Source organism: Lentzea sp. NPDC092896 (assembly GCF_044754905.1).
In the GTDB taxonomy this organism is placed as follows: domain Bacteria; phylum Actinomycetota; class Actinomycetes; order Mycobacteriales; family Pseudonocardiaceae; genus Lentzea.
In genome coordinates this window covers 272,285-295,999 of the sequence record NZ_JBIVPX010000009.1, presented here as the reverse complement: position 1 = coordinate 295,999, position 23,715 = coordinate 272,285, and the positions used below count along the sequence as shown (strand labels likewise).

The 23,715-nt window shown below is 69.1% G+C and carries 16 protein-coding genes and 1 tRNA gene; 7 read left to right on the top strand and 10 right to left on the bottom strand.

Going from position 1 to position 23,715, the window contains the following annotated elements; translation table 11 throughout:
- The first annotated feature begins 87 nt into the window (after positions 1-87).
- Positions 88-1,308 (top strand): hypothetical protein, encoded by a 1,221-nt coding sequence (locus ACIQF0_RS36250; RefSeq protein ID WP_401037351.1) that lies wholly within the window; start codon positions 88-90, stop codon positions 1,306-1,308.
- A gap of 58 nt (positions 1,309-1,366) precedes the next feature.
- Here ACIQF0_RS36250 and ACIQF0_RS36245 read toward each other — a convergent pair whose 3' ends face one another.
- Genes ACIQF0_RS36245 through ACIQF0_RS36235 form a run of 3 tightly spaced genes read right to left on the bottom strand, consistent with a single transcriptional unit; the run spans position 1,367 to position 4,346 of the window.
- The gene (locus ACIQF0_RS36245) at positions 1,367-2,794 is read right to left on the bottom strand and encodes a glycoside hydrolase family 19 protein (RefSeq protein ID WP_401037349.1); all 1,428 of its coding nucleotides are present in this window, start codon (positions 2,792-2,794) and stop codon (positions 1,367-1,369) included.
- 29 nt (positions 2,795-2,823) lie between these two features.
- Complete coding sequence (locus tag ACIQF0_RS36240; protein WP_401037347.1) at positions 2,824-4,167, bottom strand: hypothetical protein; 1,344 nt, start codon at positions 4,165-4,167, stop codon at positions 2,824-2,826.
- 2 nt (positions 4,168-4,169) lie between these two features.
- On the bottom strand, positions 4,170-4,346 hold the full coding sequence (locus tag ACIQF0_RS36235; protein ID WP_401037345.1) for a hypothetical protein: 177 nt from the start codon (positions 4,344-4,346) through the stop codon (positions 4,170-4,172).
- 149 nt (positions 4,347-4,495) lie between these two features.
- Between ACIQF0_RS36235 and ACIQF0_RS36230 the strand changes: the two genes are divergently transcribed.
- Complete coding sequence (locus ACIQF0_RS36230; RefSeq protein ID WP_401037343.1) at positions 4,496-5,038, top strand: LuxR C-terminal-related transcriptional regulator; 543 nt, start codon at positions 4,496-4,498, stop codon at positions 5,036-5,038.
- A 114-nt stretch (positions 5,039-5,152) separates the two neighbouring features.
- Positions 5,153-7,027: an acyl-CoA dehydrogenase family protein gene (locus tag ACIQF0_RS36225; RefSeq protein ID WP_401037341.1), complete on the top strand. Its 1,875-nt coding sequence runs from the start codon at positions 5,153-5,155 to the stop codon at positions 7,025-7,027.
- 220 nt (positions 7,028-7,247) lie between these two features.
- Here the strand turns inward: ACIQF0_RS36225 and ACIQF0_RS36220 are convergent, their stop codons facing one another.
- Positions 7,248-8,417, bottom strand: coding sequence for an ROK family protein (locus tag ACIQF0_RS36220; protein WP_401037339.1), 1,170 nt, complete (start codon positions 8,415-8,417; stop codon positions 7,248-7,250).
- 151 nt (positions 8,418-8,568) lie between these two features.
- On the opposite strand from ACIQF0_RS36220, the gene ACIQF0_RS36215 reads away from it, so the two are divergent.
- Positions 8,569-12,807, top strand: coding sequence for a GH92 family glycosyl hydrolase (locus ACIQF0_RS36215; protein ID WP_401037336.1), 4,239 nt, complete (start codon positions 8,569-8,571; stop codon positions 12,805-12,807).
- Between the two features lie 262 nt (positions 12,808-13,069).
- Here ACIQF0_RS36215 and ACIQF0_RS36210 read toward each other — a convergent pair whose 3' ends face one another.
- The gene (locus ACIQF0_RS36210) at positions 13,070-13,978 is read right to left on the bottom strand and encodes a cation diffusion facilitator family transporter (protein ID WP_401037333.1); all 909 of its coding nucleotides are present in this window, start codon (positions 13,976-13,978) and stop codon (positions 13,070-13,072) included.
- A gap of 165 nt (positions 13,979-14,143) precedes the next feature.
- Here ACIQF0_RS36210 and ACIQF0_RS36205 point away from each other — a divergent pair.
- Positions 14,144-14,218 (top strand) — tRNA-Arg (locus tag ACIQF0_RS36205).
- Between the two features lie 222 nt (positions 14,219-14,440).
- The gene (locus tag ACIQF0_RS36200; protein WP_401037330.1) at positions 14,441-15,217 is read left to right on the top strand and encodes a hypothetical protein; all 777 of its coding nucleotides are present in this window, start codon (positions 14,441-14,443) and stop codon (positions 15,215-15,217) included.
- Positions 15,218-15,393: 176 nt separating this feature from the next.
- Here the strand turns inward: ACIQF0_RS36200 and ACIQF0_RS36195 are convergent, their stop codons facing one another.
- From ACIQF0_RS36195 to ACIQF0_RS36180, 4 genes are read right to left on the bottom strand one after another with little or no spacing between them, the layout of a single operon-like run.
- A complete protein-coding gene (locus tag ACIQF0_RS36195) occupies positions 15,394-17,610 on the bottom strand; it encodes a type VII secretion system-associated protein (RefSeq protein WP_401037327.1) in 2,217 nt (738 codons plus the stop codon).
- A gap of 34 nt (positions 17,611-17,644) precedes the next feature.
- Positions 17,645-18,202, bottom strand: a complete 558-nt coding sequence (locus ACIQF0_RS36190) for a hypothetical protein (protein ID WP_401037325.1) — start codon at positions 18,200-18,202, stop codon at positions 17,645-17,647.
- Entirely contained in the window at positions 18,199-21,180 is a 2,982-nt protein-coding gene (locus ACIQF0_RS36185) for an enterotoxin A family protein (RefSeq protein WP_401037322.1), read from the bottom strand. The genes ACIQF0_RS36190 and ACIQF0_RS36185 overlap by 4 nt, the downstream gene beginning before the upstream one ends.
- A complete protein-coding gene (locus ACIQF0_RS36180; protein WP_401037320.1) occupies positions 21,162-22,112 on the bottom strand; it encodes a hypothetical protein in 951 nt (316 codons plus the stop codon). Before ACIQF0_RS36180 ends, ACIQF0_RS36185 begins: the two co-directional genes overlap by 19 nt.
- 26 nt (positions 22,113-22,138) lie before the next feature.
- On the opposite strand from ACIQF0_RS36180, the gene ACIQF0_RS36175 reads away from it, so the two are divergent.
- Complete coding sequence (locus ACIQF0_RS36175) at positions 22,139-22,849, top strand: hypothetical protein (protein WP_401037318.1); 711 nt, start codon at positions 22,139-22,141, stop codon at positions 22,847-22,849.
- A 31-nt stretch (positions 22,850-22,880) separates the two neighbouring features.
- On the opposite strand, the gene ACIQF0_RS36170 is transcribed toward ACIQF0_RS36175, so the two are convergent.
- The gene (locus tag ACIQF0_RS36170; RefSeq protein WP_401037317.1) at positions 22,881-23,714 is read right to left on the bottom strand and encodes a hypothetical protein; all 834 of its coding nucleotides are present in this window, start codon (positions 23,712-23,714) and stop codon (positions 22,881-22,883) included.
- Position 23,715: the final 1 nt, after the last annotated feature.

Sequence of the window (23,715 nt, the reverse complement as noted above, 5' to 3'; positions counted from 1 at the left end):
CGACGATAGCCGTACAGGTTTCGTGCAGGGTGGGTGTTTAGCGTTCTCGCCACACCGTCCGGAGCACATCTCAACTGGGGGAACACCATGTCCCGACGACTGGGCGCCCTGCTCGCCGCAGCCGCTGTGCCGCTCGCGCTCACGGCCGTGCCCACCGCCGCGCTGGCCGCCGACAGCGGCCCAGAAGTGTGCGCCTACCACGCCGACCAGGCCGGTTTCACCGGCGACGCGCTGGTCCAGGCGATCGCCGTCGGCATGACCGAGTCGCACTGCCGCCCGGACGCCACGCACAGGAACGAGAACGGCCAGCTCGACCAGGGTCTCTTCCAGTTCGGCGTGGCCGGCGGCACGATCAACTCCTGCTACCTGACGCCGTCCTGCAACGCCCAGGAGGCGCAGAAGGCCTACAAGGCGCAGGGCGACTCGTGGCTGCCGAAGTGGAAGGCCTCCTACGGCACCACCCGCTACCAGGACTGGCTGCCCGTGGCGCGCGCGGCCGCCGAGCCCTACCTGGAGCCGCGGATCGGCCGCGTCGGCGTGCTGACCGGGTCCACGCTGCACGTGAAGGAAGGCTCGCTGCACGAGCAGTGGGTGCCCCAGCGCGGCGACGTGGTGAAGTTCGAGATCGACGGCAACCGCATCGGCGTGCTCACCACCTCTGGCGACGTGATCGTCAAGGAGGGCACGCTCTGGGCGGACTGGGTGCCGCAGCTGGGCAACGCCCGCGACTTCCACCTGGCCGGAAACCGGATCGGTGTCCTGCGCACGGACAGCACGCTCGCCGTCAAGGAGGGCGACCTGCACGCCGGCTGGACCGAGCAGACCAACGGCGTCGTCGACTTCGACCTCACGCCGTCCCGCATCGGTGTGGTGTTCGGCAACGGCGTCGCGACGGTCAAGGACGGCGGCCTGTCGGCGGGCTGGGTCGACCAGCTCGGCGGGACCCGGGACATCGAACTGGCGGGCAACCGCATCGGCCTGCTGCGGACGAACGGGTCGCTCGCGGTGAAGGACGGCACGCTCTACGCGAGCTGGACCGAGCAGACCGGTGACGTCGTGGACTTCGACCTCACGCCCACCCGCGTCGGCGTGGTGCTCTCCGGCGGCCTGCTGCGGGTCAAGGACGGCGACCTGTTCGCGGACTGGGTCGACCAGCTGCGCGACGCCGCCGCGGTGGAGCTGTCCGGCAACCGCGTCGGGGTGCGGCAGACGCACGGGGCGTTCCAGGTCAAGGAGGGCACGCTCTGGGCGTCCTGGACGACCCAGGCGCCTTCCGTCTCGCAGGGAGATGTGACGCACCGCAGGTAGTTCCGGACAAAGGCCGAGGCCACCTCACCGCGGTGAGGTGGCCTCGTGTCGTTTCGGGTCAGTGGCGGTAGCAGGTGATCGCGCCCTCCCCGACCGGCAGCGAGCCGCCGTTGAAGTAGCGCAGCGCGGACTTGAAGTCGGCGCACCGCTCGGCGTCCTCGGCGGAGCTCGCCGCGTAGCCGACGTAGCGGGAGATCAGGCCCATGTCGTAGTGGTCGGCGGCGTTGTTCGAGTCGGAGCGGGCGACCGTCCAGTACCAGCGGGCGATCGAGGCGCTGTACTGCAGGCTGGCGGCGGCCTCCGGGTTGCCGAGCAGGTCGACGCCGAGGTGCGCGCCGGCGCCGCGGTAGTTCGCCTCGGAGGTGAGCTGCATGTAGCCGCGGCCCTTGTACGTGGCCGAGACACCGCCCTCCACCGCGTTGTAGCGGAAGCCGCTCTCGTTGCGCAGCGTCGCGAGGAACGCCGCCTTGCGCGCCGGCGTGGTGATGCCGCCCCGGATCATCTCGGCGTTCAGCGACTCCAGGCCCTGCTGCACGGTGGCCTCGTTCGGGATCGTGCCGTAGATGTTGCGCAGGTCCTGCAGCGTGACGACCTGGCCGGGAGCGCTCGCCGGCGCCGTCAGGTCGGCCTGGCTGACCGGGCTCGCCTGCTCGGTCCAGGAGGCGTAGAGCGAGCCCTCCTTCACCGCGAACGAGTTGTCGGTGCGCAGCACGCCCAGCCGGTCGCCCGCCAGTTCGATCGCCTTGGCGCCGCCCAGCTGGTTGACCCAGCCCGCGTAGAGGTTGCCCTCCTTGACGGTCGCAGTGCCGTTGCCGGACACCACGCCGATGCGGTTCGGCGTCAGCTCGAAGTCCGTGACGTCACCGGTCTGCTCGGTCCAGCTCTCGTACAGCGTGCCGTCCTTCACGGCGAGGGTGTTGTCGTTGCGGAGCACACCGATTCGGCCGCCGGCGAGCTCGATGTCCTTGGCGCCACCGAGCTGGTTCACCCAGCCCGAGTAGAGGTCGCCCTCCTTGACGCTCGCGAGGCCGCCGGTGAACACGACGCCGATGCGGTTCGGAGTGAGGTCGAAGTCCTTGACGTCACCGGTCTGCTCGGTCCAGCCCGCGTACAGGTCGCCGTCCTTCACGGCCAGCGAGTTGTCGTTGCGCAGCACGCCGATCCGGTTGCCCGCCAGGTGGAAGTCCTTGGCACCGCCGAGCTGGGTGGTCCACGGGGCGTACAGATCACCGTCCTTGACGAGCACCTCCCCTCCCGTGGTGAGGACGCCGACTCTGCTGCCGTCGATCTCGAACTTGGCGACGTTGCCGATCTGCGGCACCCAGGAGGTGAAGAGGTTGCCCTCCTTGACGTTCAGCGTGCCGTTGATCAGGACGCCGATCCTGGGGCCGGCCTCGGCGGCCTGGGCCGCGGTGGCGCCGACGCCTGCCAGCAGGGTGGTGGCGATGGCCGTTCCGACGAGCGCGGCCGCGATCTTCTTGCTCATGTTCCTGGTCCTTGTCTGCGAGGTGGTGGTCAGCGGTGGGTGAGGTCGGCCTGCGTGACGGGGCTCGCCTGCTCGGTCCAGGAGGAGTAGAGGGTTCCTTCCTTGACCGCGAACGTGTTGTCGCCCCGCAGCACGCCGATCCGGTCACCGGACAGTTCGACGTCCTTGGCGCCGCCGAGCTGGTTGACCCAACCCGCGTAGAGGTCGCCCTCCTTGACGCTCGCGATGCCGTTCGTGAAAACGACGCCGATGCGGTTGCCCGTCAGTTCGAAGTTCGCGACGTCACCGGTCTGCTCGGTCCAGGAGGCGTAGAGCGTGCCGTCCTTCACGGCCAGCGAGTTGTCGCCCCGCAGCACGCCGATGCGGCCGCCGGCCAGCTCGATGTCCTTGGCGCCGGGGAGCTGGTTGACCCAGCCCGCGTACAGGTCGCCTTCCTTGACGCTCGCGAGTCCGTCGGTGAACACGACGCCGAGGCGGTTCGGGGTGAGGTCGAAGTCCTTGACGTTGCTGGTCTGCTCGGTCCAGGACGCGTAGAGCGTGCCGTCCTTCACGGCCAGCGAGTTGTCGTTGCGCAGCACGCCGATCCGGTCACCGGCGAGGTGGAAGTCCTTGGCACCGCCCACCTGCGAGACCCACGGCGCGTAGAGGTCGCCGTCCTTGACCAGCACCTCGCCGCCGGTGGTGAGCACGCCGATCCGGTCGCCGTCGATCTCGAACTTCGCGACGTTGCCGATCTGCGGCACCCACGCGGAGAAGAGGTTGCCCTCCTTGACGTTCAGCGTGCCGTTGACGACGGCGCCGATCCGGCCGACCTGAGGTGCGGCCTGCGTCCACCACGACGTCTGCTTGTGCGCACCCGACCAGCTGAAGCTGATGTGGACGTGGTCGCGGTGGGGGCTGTCACCGGAGTAGGGCTGCCAGCCCGCGTTCGGCCGGTAGGCCTCCCAGATCTTGTTGTCCCAGATGATGTACATGACGCCGAGGCGGCGGGCCATGGCGTGCGTGTTGCCGTGCTGGTCGGCGGCGAGCACCCAGTTCAGGAAGTCGTCGGCCTTGGCGCGGTCGGCGGCGTCGAAGTAGTTGAAGTGGTAGTCGAGGGCCCGTCCCTCGTGGTGCTCGCTGACGCTGCCGTCGCAGTTGCGGCTGATGCCCGCGGTGTGCGTGCCGTAGGTGGCGTTGAGCAGGTCCCGCACCCCGATCGGACCGGCCTTGGCGCTGGCCTCGCACGTCGACTGGCCGTCGTACGGCGAGTACGGGTCGATCTGGGCTCCGAAGCTCGGCGTCGCCGGGGCGGCCTGGGCGGCCCCGATCGGCATGAGGGCGAGCGAGATGCTGGCGACGACGGCGGCGAGCACCGGCTTGATTCCGCGCATGACTAATCTCCCAAGATTTCCGTGGCGATCGATTCGGCTTGTTCCCTCGTCGCGGCAGGCACCATCGCCACGACCTGGGAACCTTTTTCGTCGACGCGAATCCGAGGATTCAGAAGCTGTGACCGCTCGATCGCGTCCGCATTGATTTCGCACTTCAGATTTCGTTCGATCAGGAACATCGTGGGGTGAACTTTGCCGGGCGAATGTGCTGCGGGACAAGGGTTTCCGCACGTCCGGAAACGCCGTGGCCGGATCAGGACAAAGGCGTGCAGGTGCCATGCAGGTCGTCTGCAGGTTTTGTCCCGGACGGCTTCATAGCCTTTTCGGCATGGACAACGTGCAGGAAGTGCTGATGCGAGCACAGGCCCGGATCGACCTGTGCATGTCGGGTGACGCGGACGAACTGGTGGACGTCCGCCTGCTGCCCCGCGGGACGCCGGTGCGCGTCCTGTACCCGGACGACGTGGACCGCGCGTCGGTGCCCGCCTTCCTGCGGGGGCACGACCAGGTGCGCACCTACGCGGGGCTGCCGTCCGGACTGGTGTTGTGCGACGCGGCCGTCGCGGTGGTGCCGGGCACGTCTCCGGTGACCATCACGTCACCGGAGACGGTCGCGCTGCTGGCGGCGTGGTTCGACCACCTGTGGGCGAGCGCGATGGCCGCCGACGTTCCGGCGCAGAACGGGCTGACAGAACAAGAACGGACCGTGCTGCGCCTGCTCGCCGCCGGCTCCACGGACGACGCGGCGGCGGCACGACTGGGCACCTCCGCACGGTCGGTGCGGCGAGTCATGGCCGGCGTGATGGGACGACTGGGGGCGCGGAGCAGGTTCCAGGCCGGTCAGCTCGCCGCTCGGCGCGGCTGGCTGTAGTGCGCGAGGCCGCCCCGGAAAGGGCGGACTTCCGTTACCTGGTTTCACCCCGCGAGCAGGTGGACATCCGCATACCCCCGAGTAACGTGGGTCACACCTACTGGGAGGTAACCCATGACCGTCGACGAGCGCGCGGCCAGGCAGGTCGCCGAACAAGCACGGGAAACCCGCTGGCAGCGACCGAGTTTCGGCAAGGAGCTCTTCCTCGGTCACTTCCGCATCGACCTCATCCACCCGCATCCGAGCGGCACCGCCGAGGACCGCGCACGCGGCGAGGCGTTCCTCGAGAAGCTCCGGAAGTTCACCGAGTCCCACATCGACAACACCGTCATCGAACGCGACGCCCAGATCCCCGACGACGTCCTGAAGGGCCTCAAGGACCTCGGCGCGTTCGGCATGAAGATCAAGCCCGAGTACGGCGGCATCGGGCTGACCCAGGTCTACTACAACAAGGCCCTGATGCTCGTCGGCTCCGCCAGCCCCGCGATCGGCGCCATGTTGTCGGCGCACCAGTCCATCGGCGTCCCGCAGCCCGTCGCGATGTTCGGCAGCCCTGAGCAGAAGCAGGAGTTCCTGCCCCGGTGCGCCAAGGGCGAGATCACCGCGTTCCTGCTCACCGAACCGGACGTCGGCTCGGACCCGGCCCGGCTCGGCACCATCGCCAAGCCGGACGGCGACGACTACATCCTCGACGGCGTGAAGCTCTGGACCACCAACGGTGTCGTGGCTGATCTGCTGGTCGTCATGGCCCAGGTGCCGGACAAGGGCATCACGGCGTTCGTCGTCGAAGCCGACGCCGAGGGCATCACCGTCGAGAACCGCAACGCGTTCATGGGCCTGCGCGGCCTGGAGAACGGCGTGACGAGGTTCCACCACGTCCGGGTGCCCAAGAAGAACGTCATCGGCAAGGAGGGCGCCGGTCTCAAGATCGCGCTCGCCACCCTGAACACCGGCCGGCTGAGCCTTCCCGCCCTCTGCGCCGGGTCCGCGAAGTGGTGCCTCAAGATCGCCCGCGAGTGGTCGGGCTCGCGCATCCAGTGGGGTCTGCCGGTCGGCAAGCACGAGGCCGTCGCGGGCAAGATCGCCTACATCGCCGCGACCGCGTACGCGCTGGAAGCCGTGCTGGACCTCAGTTCCGAGCTCGCGGACGCCGGCAAGCACGACATCCGCATCGAGGCGGCCCTCGCGAAGCTCTACGCGTCCGAGAAGGCGTGGCTGGTGGCGGACGAACTGGTCCAGATCCGCGGCGGCCGCGGCTACGAGACGGCGGAGAGCCAGGCGGCGCGCGGAGAACGCGGCATCGCGGCCGAGCAGGTCCTGCGGGACCTGCGGATCAACCGCATCTTCGAGGGCTCGACCGAGATCATGCACCTGTTGATCGCGCGCGAGGCCGTGGACGCGCACCTGTCCGTGGCCGGCGACATCATCGACCCGGACGCCGACCGCAACGCGAAGATGAAGGCGGCGGCGAAAGCAGGCGGGTTCTACGCCAAATGGCTGCCCACGCTCGTCGTCGGCAAGGGCCAGACCCCGGCCGGCTACACGGAGTTCGGGCCGCTCGCCAAGCACCTGCGGTTCGTCGAACGGTCGGCGCGCAAGCTGGCGCGGCAGACGTTCTACGCGATGTCGCGGTGGCAGGGGAAGATGGAGCGCAAGCAGCGGTTCCTGAGCCGGATCGTGGACATCGGGGCCGAGCTGTTCGCGATCAGCGCCGCGTGCGTGCGGGCGGCGCAGGACTCGAACCCCAACGCGCAGGCGCTCGCGGACGCGTTCGCCAAGCAGGCGCGGGTCCGGGTCGACGAGTTGTTCGAGAAGCTCTGGAAGAACACCGACGACAGCGACGTGGTCCTGGCCAGGCAGGTTCTCGACGGCGACTACACGTGGCTGGAGGACGGCGTGCTCGACGCGTCCATCCCGGGGGCGTGGATCGCGGACTCCACCCACCACGAGTCGACGACGGAGAACGTCCACCGCCCGACGCCCCGGTAGTCCCGTTGCTGCACTGGGCAGGCTGATGGTGGTGCGGGCGCGGCACCTGCCCAGTGCACGGCCGGTAGGGGGCTACGTCCCCCGCATCCCCCTACCGACTCCCCTTGCAACGGAAGGACACAACCCTCCAGGTGGAGGTGCCGGTAACGCTAAGCCACATAACGCCGTTAACAGTTACGACAATTGAGTGAATTACCAGGTGAGAGCTACTCAACTACTCTCAGAGAGTAACTTCGAAGACCAATTCACGTGCGGCCTCAAGGCCCATCGCGATTGCTCCGGAGAGCACCGCGCCGTCGCCCAGCGAGCCCGCCACGATCGGGGGCGTCAGCGGGGTCATCGTGCGCAGCGCGGCCTCCAGCGGTGCGAGCAACAGGTCGACGTTCGACCCGACGCCACCGCCCAGCACGACCAGTTCCGGATCGATCACCGCGGCCACGGCGGCGACGAGGAACGCGAGCCGTTCCGCTTCCAGCCGCACGATTTCCAACGCCTGATCGTCGCCTTTGCGCGCGAGACCGAAGACCTCACGGGCCGAGCGCGCCGTCAGCCCGCGTTCCCGCGCCAGCTCCACAACGGATCCCGCCGACGCCGCGTCCTCGAACTGTCCACGACGGACGTCCGAAGCGGACTCCCCGTACGGCAGGAAACCGACCTCGCCGGCCGCCCCGTGCGCGCCGCGGAACAACGCGCCGTTCACGACGATGCCCATGCCGACGCCGGTGCCGACCGTCGCGCACACGAACACGCGCGCGTCCTTGGCCGCCCCGTAGACGTGCTCCCCCAACGCGGCCAGGTTCGCGTCGTTCTCCACGACCATCACGGGCCCGAGCGCCGATTCCAGCCCGTCCAGCACGCCGAGCGACTCCCAGCCGGGCAGCTGCGGCGCGTGCCGCACGACCCGCGAGCGCTGATCGATCACGCCAGGACTGCCGATCACCTTCACCACGACGTCCGTGAGAGCGATCCCAGCGTCCGCCACCGTGCGTGCGGCCAGGTCGGTCACCGTGCGCACGAGGGCGGCAGCCGATCGGCTGCGGTTGCGCACGTCCACGCGGGCCACCACGGACCCGCCCAGATCGGCCAGCGCCGCCCGGATCCGTTCGCGGCCGATGTCGACGCCCAGCACGTACCCGGCGGAGGGATTCGGCTCGTAGACCACCGCGGAGCGCCCAGGACCGGTGGTGGTGCGGCCCGTCGGGCGCACGAGGCCGTGGCGTTCGAGGTCGACCAGCGCCTGCCCGACGGTGGGTTTGGACAGTCCGGTGTCCTTGGCGATCTGGGGGCGCGTGGCCGCACCCAGACGGCGCAACCGGTCGAGCACAGCGCGTTGGTTGAGCACGCGCATGCCCGCTGGTGTACCCACCTCTGGCGGCTTGCGGTCGCTCACCGGCCGATTCTAGATCTTGATCGACTGGCCGTGCGCGCAACTGTTGAGAAGACAGGTTGCGCGACAATTCCCGTCTTGTCCCTTGACAACGATGTCAGGTGCCGAAACGCTCCCACCCAAAAGGGGCAGGCTAGGCGGCGGAAGGGTTGCAATGAGGCAACTGGGGAAGAGACGAACCAGAACTCTGTTGAGCGTTGCGATCACTGCGACACTGGTGTGTGGCGTCACCAACGGCTACGCGGCCGCCGCACCAGAGGAGCCAGGAGTGGGTTTTTCGTCGTCCTTTGAGGACGGTCAACCACAACCGTCGTGGTCGAACACCGTCGAGACCGACGCGGCGGGTAACCCGAAGTCGGCGGGTGTGATCGGTTCGGACGGTACGAGCGGCATTCCCGGCAACGTGGCCGACCAGGCGACGGTGCAGGCCAACGGTGAGAACGCCGGGTCGAACGAGGTCGCGGCCAACCTCAACGACCTCAACATCAACTCCAAGTGGCTGGTCTTCGCCACCACGGGCTGGGCGACGTTCGACTTCACCGGCAAGGGCGCCCAGACGATCAAGAAGTACGCGCTCTCCTCGGCCAACGACGCCCCGGAGCGCGACCCGAAGAACTGGACGCTGCAGGGCTCGAACAACGGCACCGACTGGACCGTGGTCGACACCCGCACCGGTGAGACGTTCGCCGAGCGCTTCCAGACCAAGACCTACGACATCGCCTCGCCGGCGGCGTTCACCTGGTACAAGCTCGACATCACCCTGAACGCCGGCCCCACGGACATCGTGCAGCTCGCCGAGGTCCAGCTCTCCGACGGCTCCACGACCCCGGTCGCGCCGAACATGCGCAGCGTCGTCGGCGCCGGCCCCACGGGCGGTTACACGTCCAAGTCGCGTGCGGGCTGGACGGGCGTCAAGGCGTTCCGCGCTCAGGGCAAGCACACGACCGAGGGCCGGGCGTACAGCTACAACAAGGTCTTCGACGTCAACGTGCCGGTCACCGCCAAGACCGAGCTGTCGTACATGATCTTCCCGGACTTCGTGAACGACAACCTGAACTACCCGAGCACGTACTCGACGGTGGACCTCGCGTTCTCCGACGGCACGTACCTGAGCGACCTCAAGGCGGTCGACCAGCACGGCGCGACGCTGTCTCCGCAGGGTCAGGGCGCGGGCAAGTTCCTGTACGCCAACCAGTGGAACAAGGTGGCGTCCACGATCGGCGCCGTCGCGGCCGGCAAGACGATCAAGCGGATCCTGGTCGCCTACGACGGTCCGAAGGGCCCGACGGAGTTCGGTGCCTGGTTCGACGACATCCGGATCGGCGACGTCGTCACCAAGCAGTACGCGAAGCCTTCCGACTACGTGCTGACCACGCGTGGCACGAACTCGAACGGCTCGTTCTCGCGGGGCAACAACTTCCCGGCGACCGCGGTGCCGCACGGCTTCAACTTCTGGACCCCGATGACCAACGCGGGTTCGCAGAGCTGGCTGTACGAGTACGCGCAGCGCAACAACGCGCAGAACCTGCCGACGCTGCAGGCGTTCACGACGTCCCACGAGCCCAGCCCGTGGATGGGTGACCGCCAGACGTTCCAGGTCATGCCTTCGGACAAGGCGCCGACCCAGGACCGCGCGCTGCGTTCGCTGCCGTTCAAGCACGAGAACGAGATCGCCAAGGCGCACTACTACGGCGTGACGTTCGAGAACGGCATGAAGACCGAGATCGCGCCGACGGACCACGCGGCGGTCTTCCGGTTCACGTTCGCCGACACGGGCCAGAAGAACCTCGTGTTCGACAACGTGAACAACCTCGGTGGTGTCACCCTCGACGCCGCTTCCGGTGTCGTGACGGGCTACTCGGACGTCAAGAGCGGCCTCTCCACCGGCGCGACTCGCCTGTTCGTCTACGGCAAGGTCGACAAGGCGGTCACGGCGAGCGGCCGGCTGACCGGCGCGGGCCGCGACAACGTGGGCGGCTACTTCTCGTTCGGCGACAAGACCGTCGAGCTGCGGATCGCCACCTCGCTGATCTCCGTCGACCAGGCGAAGTCCAACCTGGAGCAGGAGGTCTCGGCGTCCGACACGTTCGACGCCGTGCGCGACCGCGCGCAGGCCGCGTGGGACAAGATCCTCGGCATCATCTCGGTCGAGGGCGCGTCCGAAGAGCAGCTGATCACGCTGTACTCCAACATGTACCGCCTCTACCTCTACCCGAACTCGGGCTTCGAGAACGTCGGCGGCAAGACCAAGTACGCGTCCCCGGTGGCGCCGGCGACCGGTCCGAGCACGCCCACGCAGACGGGCGCGAAGATCGTCGACGGCAAGGTCTACGTCAACAACGGGTTCTGGGACACCTACCGCACGACCTGGCCCGCCTACTCGTTGTTCACCCCGTCGCAGGCGGGTGAGATGGCCGAGGGCTTCGTCCAGCAGTACAAGGACGGTGGCTGGATCTCGCGCTGGTCCTCCCCCGGTTACGCGGACCTGATGACCGGCACGAGCTCCGACGTGGCGTTCGCCGACGCGTACCTGAAGGGCGTGTCGAACTTCGACATCAAGGCCGCCTACGACGCCGCGATCAAGAACGCGTCCGTCGTGCCGCCGAGCAACAACGTCGGCCGCAAGGGCATGGACCGCTCGATCTTCCTCGGCTACACCGGCAACGACCAGCTGGACGAGGCGTGGTCGTGGGCGATCGAGGGCTACGTCAACGACTTCGGCATCGCGTCGATGGCGAAGGCGCTGCACGAGAAGACGGGCGAGAAGCGGTACGCCGAGGAGTACGAGTACTTCCTCAACCGCGCCCAGAACTACGTGCTGACGTTCGACAAGCGGATCGAGTTCTTCCAGAACCGCAACGTCGACGGCTCGTGGCGCGTCGAGGACCCGGCGAAGTACAACCCGCAGGACTGGCGCTACGACTACACCGAGACGAACGGCTGGAACATGGCGTTCACGGTGCCGCACGACGGGCAGGGTCTCGCGAACCTGTACGGCGGGCGGGACAAGCTGGCGCAGAAGCTCGACTCGTTCTTCACCCTGCCGGAGACCGCGAAGTTCCCCGGCGGCTACGGCGGCGTGATCCACGAGATGATCGAGGCGCGGGACGTGCGGATGGGCCAGTACGGCCACTCCAACCAGCCGTCGCACCACATCGCCTACATGTACAACTACGCGGGCAAGCCCTCCGGCACCCAGGAGAAGGTGCGCGAGATCCTGTCGCGCCTGTACGTGGGCTCGCAGCAGGGCCAGGGCTACGCGGGTGACGAGGACAACGGCGAGATGTCGGCCTGGTACCTGTTCTCGTCGCTGGGCTTCTACCCGTTGCAGATGGGCAAGCCGGCCTACGCGATCGGTTCGCCGCTGTTCACCAAGGCGACCGTGAAGCTGGAGAACGGCAAGAAGCTCGTCATCAACGCGCCGAAGAACAACGCGAAGAACGTCTACGTGCAGGGCGTGAAGGTCAACGGCAAGGCGTGGAACAAGACGTCGCTGCCGCACGACGTGCTCGCGGCCGGTGCCACGATCGACTTCGACATGGGCCCGCAGCCTTCGAAGTGGGGCACGGGCGTCAACGACGTGCCGGACTCGATCACCACCGGTGACGCGGTCCCGACGCCGTTGCGCGATGTCGCTTCCGGTGTGTCCACCGCTGCTCTGGTGGACAACAACTCCTCGACCTCCGCGGTGGTTCGCTCGTTCGACTTCAAGGCCGCGGACGTGAAGGAGAAGGCGGAGTTCTACACGCTGACCAACGCCAAGACGGGCACGTCGCCCTCCGCCTGGGAGCTGAAGGGCTCCTACGACGGCAAGACGTGGTCGACGGTCGACAAGCGTTCCGGTGAGAACTTCCAGTGGCAGCAGTACACGCGCTCGTTCAAGATCGCGTCGCCGGGCCGGTACAACTTCTACCGGCTGGAGTTCTCCGGCGACGTGGCCCTGGCCGAGTTCGAGCTGATGTCGAAGCCGCTGCCGGCGGCCACCACCACGGTGACCGGCACCGTCAACGGTCCGCTGCAGGTCAAGGGCGTGACCTATGTGGACGGTGCCACGGTGAACGGCCCGGTGACCGTCGCGAGCGGTGCCACGCTCTACGTCTTCGGCGGAGAGATCAAGGGCCCGCTGTCGGCGGCGAACGCGGCCTCCGTGGTGCTCGTGGGCACTCGCGTGGGCGGTCCGGTGTCGGTGCACGGCTCCACGACCGAAGTCGCGGTCGAGAACTCGACGGTTGGTGGCCCTGTGTCACTGACGTCGAACAAGACCAGGTCAGTGGTGGCGGCGACCTCGGTCGGCGGCCCGTTGTCCTGCACCGGCAACACCCCCGACCCGTCGAACAACGGCTTCGCGAACGACGTGAAGGGGCCGAAGGCAGGACAGTGCGCTGGGCTGTAACGCGTAACTGACCAACGTTGCACTGAGGAAGGCCGCGTTCCGTCACGGAACGCGGCCTTTCCCGTTCACCTGAAAGGATCTATCCCTTTAAGACATACTTCGATGAGATCTTGACGGTTCGTCCGCAGTGACTGGGGAGGCTCTTGTGGTGCCGTTCGAACGAGGCCGGGTGTGGGTCGCGGTGCCACAACCACGCACACCTGTCGTTCCGTCACGAACCGGCGCGCAGTCCACTAAGGACGGAATCCGCGACCTGCCCGGCTCACCACGAAAGCTCCCGGCACCGCTGCGCTGACGTGCCACCCTCGACCTGCAACGTCGCGTGCTCGATGTGGTACCTGGTCGCCAGCAACGACTGAGCGGCCTTCAGCACGTTCTCGTGGTCGGCGTTCTCCGCGGTCGTGAGGTGAGCGGAAGCCACCTCCATCCCGCTGGTGAGCGTCCACACGTGCAGGTCGTGCGCCTCCGTGACCCCGGGCAGCTGGGTGAGCGCCTTCTGCATCTCGGTGACGTCCAACCGCTCAGGCGCGTGCTGGAACAGGATGTGCAGCGCGTTCTTGGCGAGGCTGTACGTCCGCGGCAACACCCACACGCCGATCAGCACACCCATGATCGGGTCCGCGTACTTCCACCCCGTCGTGATCGTCACCAGCGCCGAGATCAGCACACCCACCGACCCGATCAGGTCAGCGAGCACCTCCAGATAAGCACCCTTGACGTTGATGCTCTCCTTCGCGCCCTCCTTGAGGACGCTGAAGCTGACGAGGTTCGCCGCGAGCCCGAGCGTCGCCGCGATGAGAACCGGCCACCCCGGCACGCTGGGCGGGTCCTGGAACCGCCCGACCGCCTCGTAGATCACATAGCCCGCCACGCCGAACAACAGCACGGCGTTGGCCAGCGCGGCCAGCACCTCGGCCCGGTAGAAGCCGAACGTGCGGTTCTTCCCGGCCTTGGCCCGAGCGGCCACTATGATCGCGGCCAGCGCCATCCCGACCCCGAGCACGTCGGTGAGCATGTGCGCGGCATCGGAGATCAGGGCGAGCGAGGACGTCGCGAACCCCACGACGAACTCCACCACCATGAAGACCGCGCCGATGCCGAACGCGATCCACAGCTTGCCGGCGTGCTGCCCGCTAGCCGACGCCGATCCGTGTCCGTGGCCATGACCCATGCTTCGGAACATATAGCGATATGCGCATGAGTGCAATCCGACCTATTCCCACTCCCGCGGAGTGGTGACGAAGGCCACGCTCCACCACCGCTGGGGGTGGGTGTGAAACACAGTCGCGCGAGTGCGCTAGGATCTTCCACGTTGGTAGCTACGGGCGCTCTTCGAGCCCCCGTAGCTCAGGGGATAGAGCACCGCCCTCCGGAGGCGGGAGCGCAGGTTCGAATCCTGCCGGGGGCACCATCCAGATCGGCGCCTCGTAGCTACCGACAGAACAGCGTTCAGGAAGGGCCGTCACCATCTCGGTGGCGGCCCTTCCTGCTGTTTCGACCATGCCCACGGTCAGCTCGGTGACGCCTTCCCGGGCTGGCAGCAGCTGGCAGGATGCGGTGCAGGGGAGTCGTGCTCGTCGGACGCGCGTTCCCTTTCTCGGACCGAGGATTGGACGTAATGGGACGCTCGTCGGTGTTCACCTTTCAGTACATCGCCATCGACACCGAGGCTGGTGTCACGCCGGAGGAGTTCGAGACCTTCGTGCGTGGTGAAGGCGTTCACCTGCCCTTGTACCCGGGGTGGCGGTGGACTCTGCTGCGCGGGTTGCGCGGGGAGCGGACCGGGCAGTACCTGATGTTGTACGAGATCGAGAGCGCCGAGCAGCGCGACCGCTACGTCACGGCCCGGGGTGAGCAGACCGAGCCGGCCCGGCTGTTCTGGGCGGGGCATCCCGAGGCGGAGGCCGTGCTGGCGCGATGGCGGCGGCTGGGCACGTTCGGTGAGCTGCCCACGTTGTTCACCGACTACCGGCTGCTGGCCGACAACCCGCGGAGCACGGTCACGCCCGGCCCCCGCTACCGCGACCGCCCTGGGGAGGAGCCCGTCGCCAGGGTCGTCGGGATCCACAACCTGGCGTTGCGCGCCGGTGTGACCGAGGAGATGTTCGACCGCTTCATCGCCGAGAACCACCACCGGATCGACGACTACCCGGACTGGCGGTTCCACGTGCTCAAGGGCGAGCGGGGCAACCGCCTCGACCAGTACGTGATGATGATGGAGATCGCGAGCCTGGACGCGCTGGACGTCTTCTACCCCGAGCCCGACATCGCCACCGGCGAGGCCGCGGAGTTCGCGGCGGCCCACCGCGACACCAAGCAGATGTACGAGGAGTGGAAGCAGCTGGCCTCGTTCTCGGGCTCGCCGCAGATCTACACGGACTACCTCGCCGTCGCGGAGAGCCCGGCGTAGCCCCGCACGACCGACCGCTGTTCGCACTGGCCGTCATCACGGTGCTCGCCGGTTCCGCGTGGTGGCTCCTCGACCTGGCTCGATCCAGTTCGGGCTGACAGGCGAACCGGATGGCGAAGGGCCCGGCCGAATCGGCCGGGCCCTGTCGTCTTGTCCGCCGCTGCAGCGCGCCGTCGTCAGGCGTTCAGTGCGGCGATCAGGTCGTCGCCCGGCAACTCCACGCCGAGCTGGCCTCCGGGGTTGATCACCAGCACGCCACCGGCCAGCACCGGCGTCAGTTCGCGGCCCGTGGTCTCCATCGGTGAGGCGGCATCCTGCGGCAGGTGGCCCGGTGCCGTCCACACCGCGATGAAGCGGCGTCCGTCCGGGGTGACACCCATGCGCAGGTTGCCCTGGCCGTCGGTCTCCGCGATCAGGTTCGCCTCGAGCGTCGCCGTCAGCAGGCGTTGCTGTGGCGCCCATCCGGACGCGACGTAGCCGAGCACCACGTCCAGGTCCGCCAAGGGTTCTGGGAAGCCTCGCCGTTGCGGACCTGGGCGGTAGTTGGGGTTCAGGTAGGTCTCGCCGGTCAGTTCGCCGTCCGCGTTCACCGCGTACGCGCCGAACAGCGTCGCGTCCGGGATGCCCTCGATGTAGTTCGGGTTGACCTCCGGGTCGGCGCACCACAGCCAGGAGTCGGGGACCTGGCGGCGGGCCTGGTCGCGCAGGGAGTCCGAGACCGGGGGCAGACCGGGGTGCAGGGTGAAGTCGTCGATGTAGTCGGGGTACTCGACGAACGGCTTCGGCAGGACGTAGGCGCGGACGCCGGTCGGGTCGACAGCGGTGATCAGGGTCCACGGGCCCTTGAGGCGGTACAGGTGGTGCTCACGATCCGACTCGATCGGACTCTCGTAGGCGAGGTTGCCACCGGGATCGCCGTAGCGGTGCACGAACAGGTCCTCGACCTGGGTCAGCCGCACGCCTGTCATCGTGTCGAGCCGCGGGTCGTGCTCGGAGGTCACCTGGTACGGCGACTGCCAGGCCGGCAGTTCCTCGTCGATCTCGAACCGCAGCGCGTCCTGGTTCTCGATGAGCTGGCCGGTCAGGTAGGTGACGGCGTTGCGGACGTCCGCGAACCGTTCGCGCTTGTCCCCGCGGTCGCCCTCGGCCCAGTAGACCTCGTAGAAGTCGCCATCACGGACCAGGCACCACGACTGGTCGCGGTGGCCTTCCAGGCTGTAGAAGCGCGGACTGGTCTGGACGCGGGTGATCACCAGGAGCAGTGGGGCCAGTGCCTTGCGGAACGCGGCCTCGACCTGCTTCTCGTCGAACGGCCTGCCCATCGCGAGTGCGGCCGCGCGGGCCTTCGCGATCTCCGGGACGACGGGGATTTCGTAGCGCTGCTGGCGGATGTGGTCGACCAGTTCCATCGACGGCGGGATCTCGTGCTCGCGCAGGTGGTACGACACGCTCTCGGGCCACACCCAGCGGCCGTCGGTCCGGTAGGCGAGCGGTACGACCAGGTCGTCACCGCCGGTGAAGAGGTCCTTCGCGGAGCCGCGTGACGACAGGACGACAGGAGCGCTCTCCAGATAGCGCAGCACCAGAAACTGTTCCCTGGAACCGATCATCGGCCGGTACCAGGTGCCCTTGCCGTCCTCGATCACGTCGAAGGGGCGCGCCAGTTCGAGTCGGGTCTCCTGCTGCCGCGGTTCGAGCGCGCTGACCCGGCCGACCTGCTGGATCTTGCCCGCGGCGTGCCACATCCAGTCCGGCACGGCTTCCGGCCGCCTCGGCAGCAGCCGCAGTTCGTCGGCGGCGTGCTGGAGCGCGGAGCCGTAGTCCGGCGGGAGCAGCCACTCCGGCCGGCCCTCGATCGAGAACTGGCGAGTGGTCTCACCTCCCGCGACGAAGGTGAAGCCCGCGGCGAACCACGTGCCGAGGCTGTTGCGGAAGTCCCGCAACCGCAATCGGTGCAGCCACTGGCTGACGATCACCGGCGGCGCCCACACGTGGGTGGTGCCGTCGACGGTGACCGTCGCCGCAACCTCCATGCGGCGGCCGAGCGCACGGCACTGGAGCTCGATCTGTTGCCAGCCCTCCGGAGCGTGTGCGACGAGGGCTTCCTCGACACGGCCCAAGATCGAGGTGTTGGTGCGCGGCATCGTGTCGCCGGCAGGCAGCGACGGGTACTGCGGCCACGCCCCGGGCAGCGGGGACAGTTCGCGGAGCAGGACCAGCCGTTCGTTGCTCACGTTGCTCTGCAACGGATCCAGCTCCGTTGGCGCCACGCCCTCGTCGGTGACACGCCACACCGCGGCGCCGAGCACCGTCTCGTGCCGCGCGGTCGTCGCGTCCGTGCCGGGTTCGATCCGGAACGCCTCGTTCCCGTCGATCGCGATGTCGAACTGCACGTCCCTCACTCCTTGCCGCACAACGGGAAAACGGTCACGACTGGCGCGTCTCGACGAACTCGGCCCACTTCGGCGGCTGCTTGCCCATCTCCTCCATCATCTCCAGCACGTCGCGGAGATCGGCGACGTTCGGCGCGGTGCCCGCGAACCAGTCGCTGACGCTGCCCCAAGCCCTGCGTGCGCCTTCACCTTCGACGACGTCCCAGACGGGCGGGTCATCCTGGTCGAGGTCGGCGCCGTCGACGACGTGGTACGCGTAACCCTGGTGCGCCGTGAGAGCGAGCAGGCCGCGCGGGTCGGTCAGTTCGTGGTCGAGGCCGTTGAGCGTGGCGACGACGTGCCGTTTGCGTTCGGCGGTCATCGCGTCGACCCCGAACGCGGTGCCGGCCAGCCACAGTCCTGATCGGACACCCATGATGCGCAGAACCTGGCGCACCGCCTCGGGAACGCGTTCCACGCCCTGGTCCGCGGCCATCTGGTCGATCTGGTCGTCGGACGCGCCTGCCACGGACCCGCGACGCAGACCGTTCGCGCAGACGCCGTCGAAGATCGCGTCGATGCGCGCGCTCGGGTTGTCGGTCGGTTGGTTCACAGCGGGTAGAGCCTTTCTCCAGCTCGGTTGATGACTTCCAGGCGCATGTTCGGGAAGACGCGCTCGTAGGCGAGCATGATCTTCTGGCACGACAGGCAGATCTGGAACTCGGCCGGGGTTCCGTCGCGTTTGGCCGACGGCAGGTCCACCACCATGCGGAGGTCGCCTGAGATGTCCGCCGCGGAGAACGGCGTGTGCGTCGTGCCGTTCGCCTCCGCCCTCGCCTCCGCGCGCTTGTTCAGCTCGTCGATCGCGAGGGACATGCGGTCCTGCGTGCGCTGGACCTCGCCCTTGAAGCCGTCGCGGTAGTAGTTCGGGTCTTCCTTGTCCAGCCTGTCGACCAGCTTGTTGGCCTCGCGCAACGCAGTGTCGACCTCGTTGCGGGACAGGCCGCTGTACTCGGCGAGCTGGTGCCGCGCGAGGTCCTCGAACATCTTCGGTTCCGAGTCGTTGACCCTGGGGGTGCCGGTGCCGTCGCGCCAGGCCCCGCTCTCCGGGTCGTACGAGGTGGCGTTGGACGTCTCGAAGAGGCGCTCGTTCTTCGGCGGCTGCTGTGGTGCTTCGGCCGCGGGACTCCAGTCGTGCTGCTTGCCGCTGAAGTTGTAGAAGTCGGCCGACTCGCCGCCGAGATCGCTGCGGTAGCGCGCCGTTGAGAGAGTGCGCTCGTGCGGGCGTCGTTCCGCGTCCGTGCTCGGGTTGCGGCCGGTGAGCTCGCGAACCGAGTCCAGGCCCTCCTCGCGCTTCTCGCGGTTCTCGTCGCGCACGTCGCGGAAGTCGTCCTCCCGCTCACCGCGCCGTTCCGCCACGGGCGCGAACTCGGGCGTCTCGTCGCCCCATTCGGGCGTGTGCCCTGGCGGGTAGGGACCCTCGTGGATGTTCTGCGTTCCGTCGGGGCCGAACGTGCGCCACTCGCCGTTCGGTGGCCAGCCGGGCTCGCCGTCCCGGTTGCTGGTGGCGAAGAGGTTGCCGTTGTAGTCGACCCAGGCGTCCGTGTTCGGCGCCGTGACCGGCACGCCGAGTTCCTGGGCGAGTTGTGCCGCGAACCCGTTGTCGCGGTTGCCCGCCTCGCACCCGACGAGCGTGATCGGATCGCCCTTGTAGTCGGGGTTCGCGCGGATGACGTCAGCGACGTCCCTCGGGCTGAGCGGGTGGTTGCCCACCTGCGCGTTCTGCGCGGTGCTGTGCACGTCGACCACGAAGTGGCCGGGAATCCTCGGCAGCGCCTCGGCCGTGTAGTACCCGCCGTTGTCGGTCGTCCTGTCGAAGATCGACATGCCGGCCGGGGTGCTGCGCACGTGGTCGCGCACGACCGGGTCGAGATTCTCGCTGAGCGAGTGGAGGCGGTCGCTCAGCGGTTTCTGCGGGCGCTGCGGAGGTTCTTCGCCGGGGCGACCGCGATCGTCCTGTTCGGACGGTGTGTCGTCGTGCCTCGGCGAGTCCTGCGTGTCCTGGTGTTGCGAGCGTTCAGGCGGGGCCTGGTCCGCACGGTCCTGGGGCCGGTCTTGGACGGGGTCCTGGTGGTGGCGGTCCTGGGGGATGTCCTGGTGGTGGCGGTCCTCGGGCTTGTGCGGCACGTCGGTCCGCGCGGCCTCGGGCCGGGGGTCGCTCTGCGGTGGCGTGTCCCGCGGGGTGTGGGGAGTCTGCCGGTCTGCGGATTCCTGTCCGTTCAGGCGGTCGAGCGCCGACTGCGTGAACGGACGGCCGGCGTGGTCGGGTGACTCGTTCGCCGGCTGCCGGTGCGGCGTCGGCTGGGACGGCGGCGCGGTGCTGAGCCGTTCCGAGATGGAGGGGCGGGGCAGGTCCGACTGGCGCGGCTGGGACGGCAGCGGCTGCGTCGGCCCCTGCGGGCGCTGTTCGGAGGTGTCGGTCTTGGCCGGGGTGTCGCTGTGCTGCGGCGTGACCGGTTCCCTGGCCGGAGGCGTCCGGTCCTCGCGGGTGTCCGCGTGGTGCTGGTCCGCCTGCGCGGTGGTGCTGTCAGAGGTGGTCCGGTGGCCGACGAAGTCCGGGTTCGGCACGAACGGCCCGAGCACCCGCCCGCCCGTCTCGTACCGGACCTGGTGCCAGCCCTCGACGTAACGCCAGTCGATGCCACCGGGGAAGAGCGTCTCGCTCTCGTCGTAACTGCGGCCGTGGCTGACGTTCTGCAGCGTCGCGTCGGTCATGATGCCGCCCGGCGCCTTGACGACGTACACCTTTCCTTCGCCGACGCCGGACCGCTCCATCGCCACGTGCTGCTCGGAAGTGGTGCTGACGAACGCGTTGGTGTGCCCGTCTACGTGCTTGAGGAAATCCGGTTTCTCCTCCTGCCGCGGCACGTCGAACCCACCGGCCGCCTTGATCTCCTCCGGCGAGCGCGTGTCGCCGCGGTAGAGGGCGTTCTCGTCCCGCATCCAGCCGGGGACGTCCCGGTACTCGACCTTCGACGGGTCCACGCCGTACCTGGACGAGTCGAGGTGCCGCATGGCCACCGGCGGCTCGCCGTCGGGGCTCGAGGACGGCGACTCGTAGTACGGGTGCGGAACGACCGGCGGAGGCTGGTGGGCGTCCGGCACCGGCTGGTGCGTTTCCGGTGTGGGCTGGTGCGTGGCCGGCGTGGGCTGGTGCGTGCCCTGTGCCGGCCGGGTGTCGGTGGTGCCGGGGTGCCGCATGCCCGGCGGGCCGGAAGGTGGCGCGCCCTGAGGACGTCCCGGAGGCGCGAACGACTGCGGCGTGACACCGGGACGCCGCTCGCCACCGTGCGGAACGGGCGCGTTGCCGTGCGCTGGGACGCCGGGCTGACGGTGCGCGGGGGGAGCGTGCCCCGCCGGGGCCTGCTGGTGGAAGCCCGGAGGCGGGCCGCCAGGACGAGCGCCGGGGCCGTTCGGAACGCCGGGGTGGGAGCCGGGGTAGGTGTTCTGCCCCCTGGGCTGTGTGCCGGGGTGAGGGCTCTGTCCACCCTGCTGTGCGCCGGGGCGGGTGTTCAGGCCGTCGCCGGGCATCCCGGGGCGACCTGGCGGATTGTGCGCACCACCAGGCGGCACACCAGGTCCGCCGGGGCGCATGCCTGGGCCTCCCGGCTGCATCCCCGGACCGCCGGGACGCGTGCCAGGTCCCCCAGGCGGCACGCCGTTGCCGTTCGGATCTGTGCCGGGACGCGTGCCAGGTACACCGGGCGACGTGCCGTGACCACCCAGGGGTGTGCCGGGGCGCGTGCCCTGCCCGCCGGGGACGCCGCCCGGCATCGGGCCGTTGCGTCCGGGGGCGTTCGGTCCGAACGCCCCCGCAGTTCCAGGGCCGTGGGGATGGGGCGTTCCCGGACCGCCGAAACCTTGAGCAGAGGTGTGAGGAGGCGGTCCGCCGGGGTTCGAGCGGGCCTGCGCTGGAGTCTGGCCGGGTGCGCCGGGGACCTGACCAGGTGCGCCTCGACCGGGCCCGCCAGGAGCGGGCGTTCCCGGACCGGCTGTGCCAGTGGGGTGCGCGGGCATGCCCGGCGGCCGGGTCTGGCCACCGGTCGCCTGCCCGCCGACGGGCGGAGCGCCACCAGGTGCGCGCCTCTGACCAGTCGCAGGCGAACCGCCGGCCGATGCCGTGCCAGGTGGCTGACCGCCGGGACGAGGTGCGCCACCAGCAGGTGGACCTCCGGCAGGCGCGCGGCCCTGTGCAGCCGCGGGCGGACCACCAGCGGCTGCCACACCAGAACTCGGGCCGCCCGGACGAGGCGCACCACCCGCAGACGGGGCGCCCGCAGGCGCACGCCCCTGTCCTCCGGCGGGCGGACCACCAGCGGCTGCCACACCAGAGCCCGGGCCGGCCGGGCGAGGCGCACCCCCTGCAGGCGCACGCCCCTGTCCACCCGCAGCCGGTGCCATGCCGGAACCCTGACCGCCAGGCCGAGGCGCGCCACCCGCCGGCAGCCCGGCTGCGGGTGCACGGCCCTGTCCACCCGCGGCCGGTGCCGTGCCGGGACTCGCCGGGTTCGGAGTGTGCGGTGGTGCGCCACCGGCAGCGGACGGGGACAGTCCGGGCGCGGAAGGGCGTCCGCCAGGCGGTGCCGCGGGGGTCGAAGGCCTGCCCGGAGCGGTCGCCGACGTGGTCGTGGGGCCGCCTGGCCTGTCGGGCGGTTTCACCGGCGGGCCGGACGGGGAGGGCGTCCTGGCGGGGCCGTTGCTCGAGGTGCCGCCCGCCATCGTGGGCGGTGCCGAGGCTCGGTTGCCCGCGGACGAAGACGACGAAGAGGAAGAAGGTGTGCTGCTGGAGGAGTTGCCGGAGGTCTGGGCCGGCGCCTTCGGCTGGATGCGGTTCATCGACGACGCGACCGACTGGTCGGCGTCGCGCGCGGTGCGAGCGGTCTCCCTGGTCTTGGTGCCCGCGTGGTCCGCGGCGGCGGCTGCCTGCTCGGCGCCGCCGCGGGCCGTCTGGATCGCCTTGTCGGCGTGCTGCATCGCCACCTGGCCGAACACGCCCGCGCTGCCCGAGGTGGCATTGATGTTCAGCTTGCTCGCGACGGAGGAACGGACCTGGTCGCCGCGGCTGGTGATCTTGCCGCCGAGCGACTCGACGGCGTCCGGGTCCATCCGGGTACCGCGGCCACCGACACCGCCCGGCGAAGGCGAGGACGACGGTGTCGACGGCGTCGGTGTGCTGTTGCTGTGCGAGCTACCGCCGTGATGAGAGGAGGACCCCCGAGTCCGGCCGGTCATCAGGCGTTGGCGGGAGGCATGTCGTAAGGCTTGACGGCGTCGTACGCGGACTTGGCGTAGCCGCCGTACTCCGCGAACCGCTCCAAGCCCTTGACCAGGCCCTCCATCTTCTCCGCCAGCTTGGCCATGCGGCCGCCGAAGCGCGCCATCGCGGACGCGAGCTTCGACAGCCTGCCTGCGATCTTGGTCGCCATCATGGCGGCGCGCGTGCCCGCGTAGCCGGCGAACGCGGCGATGGAACTGCCCAGCGTGACCACGGCCGACGCGGCGGCGATCAGGGCGCTCGCGATCAGTTCGCCGATCAGGTCGGAGATCCAGCCGAACACCAGGGACCGCAACTCGCAGACGAGCGCGCCGGACAACGCGTAGATCGCCGCGGTCCCGTCCATGGTCTTGCCGAGCGCGTCGTACTCGCCCGCCATCTGTTCCATCTCGCGCTTGAACGCGTCGCCCGCGTCGCCCTGCCAGTCGGCGACCGACCGCATGTCCTCGCGGTGTTCCTGGGCGACCATCTTCATCTGCAGCGCGGCCTGCTTGAGCTGGTCGGAGTTCGCGTTGATCTCGTCGGGGTTGCCCAGCAACGCGTCCAGCGGCTCGCGCAGGAAGTCGACGTGCTCCAGCAACCAGCCGACACCCGCGGATGCCAGCATTCCCAACGGGTTCGCCATCGTGGCGACCACGTCCACCACCACGCCGGCACCGCCGAGCGCGACGTCGATGACGTCAGGCCCTTCGCCTTCGGACTCCGACGTCAGCGAGTCGACGAAGCCGGCGACGCTGTCCACGACACCCGCGCCGGTCGACCACGTGGTCGTGCTGTTCTCCTCTGCCACT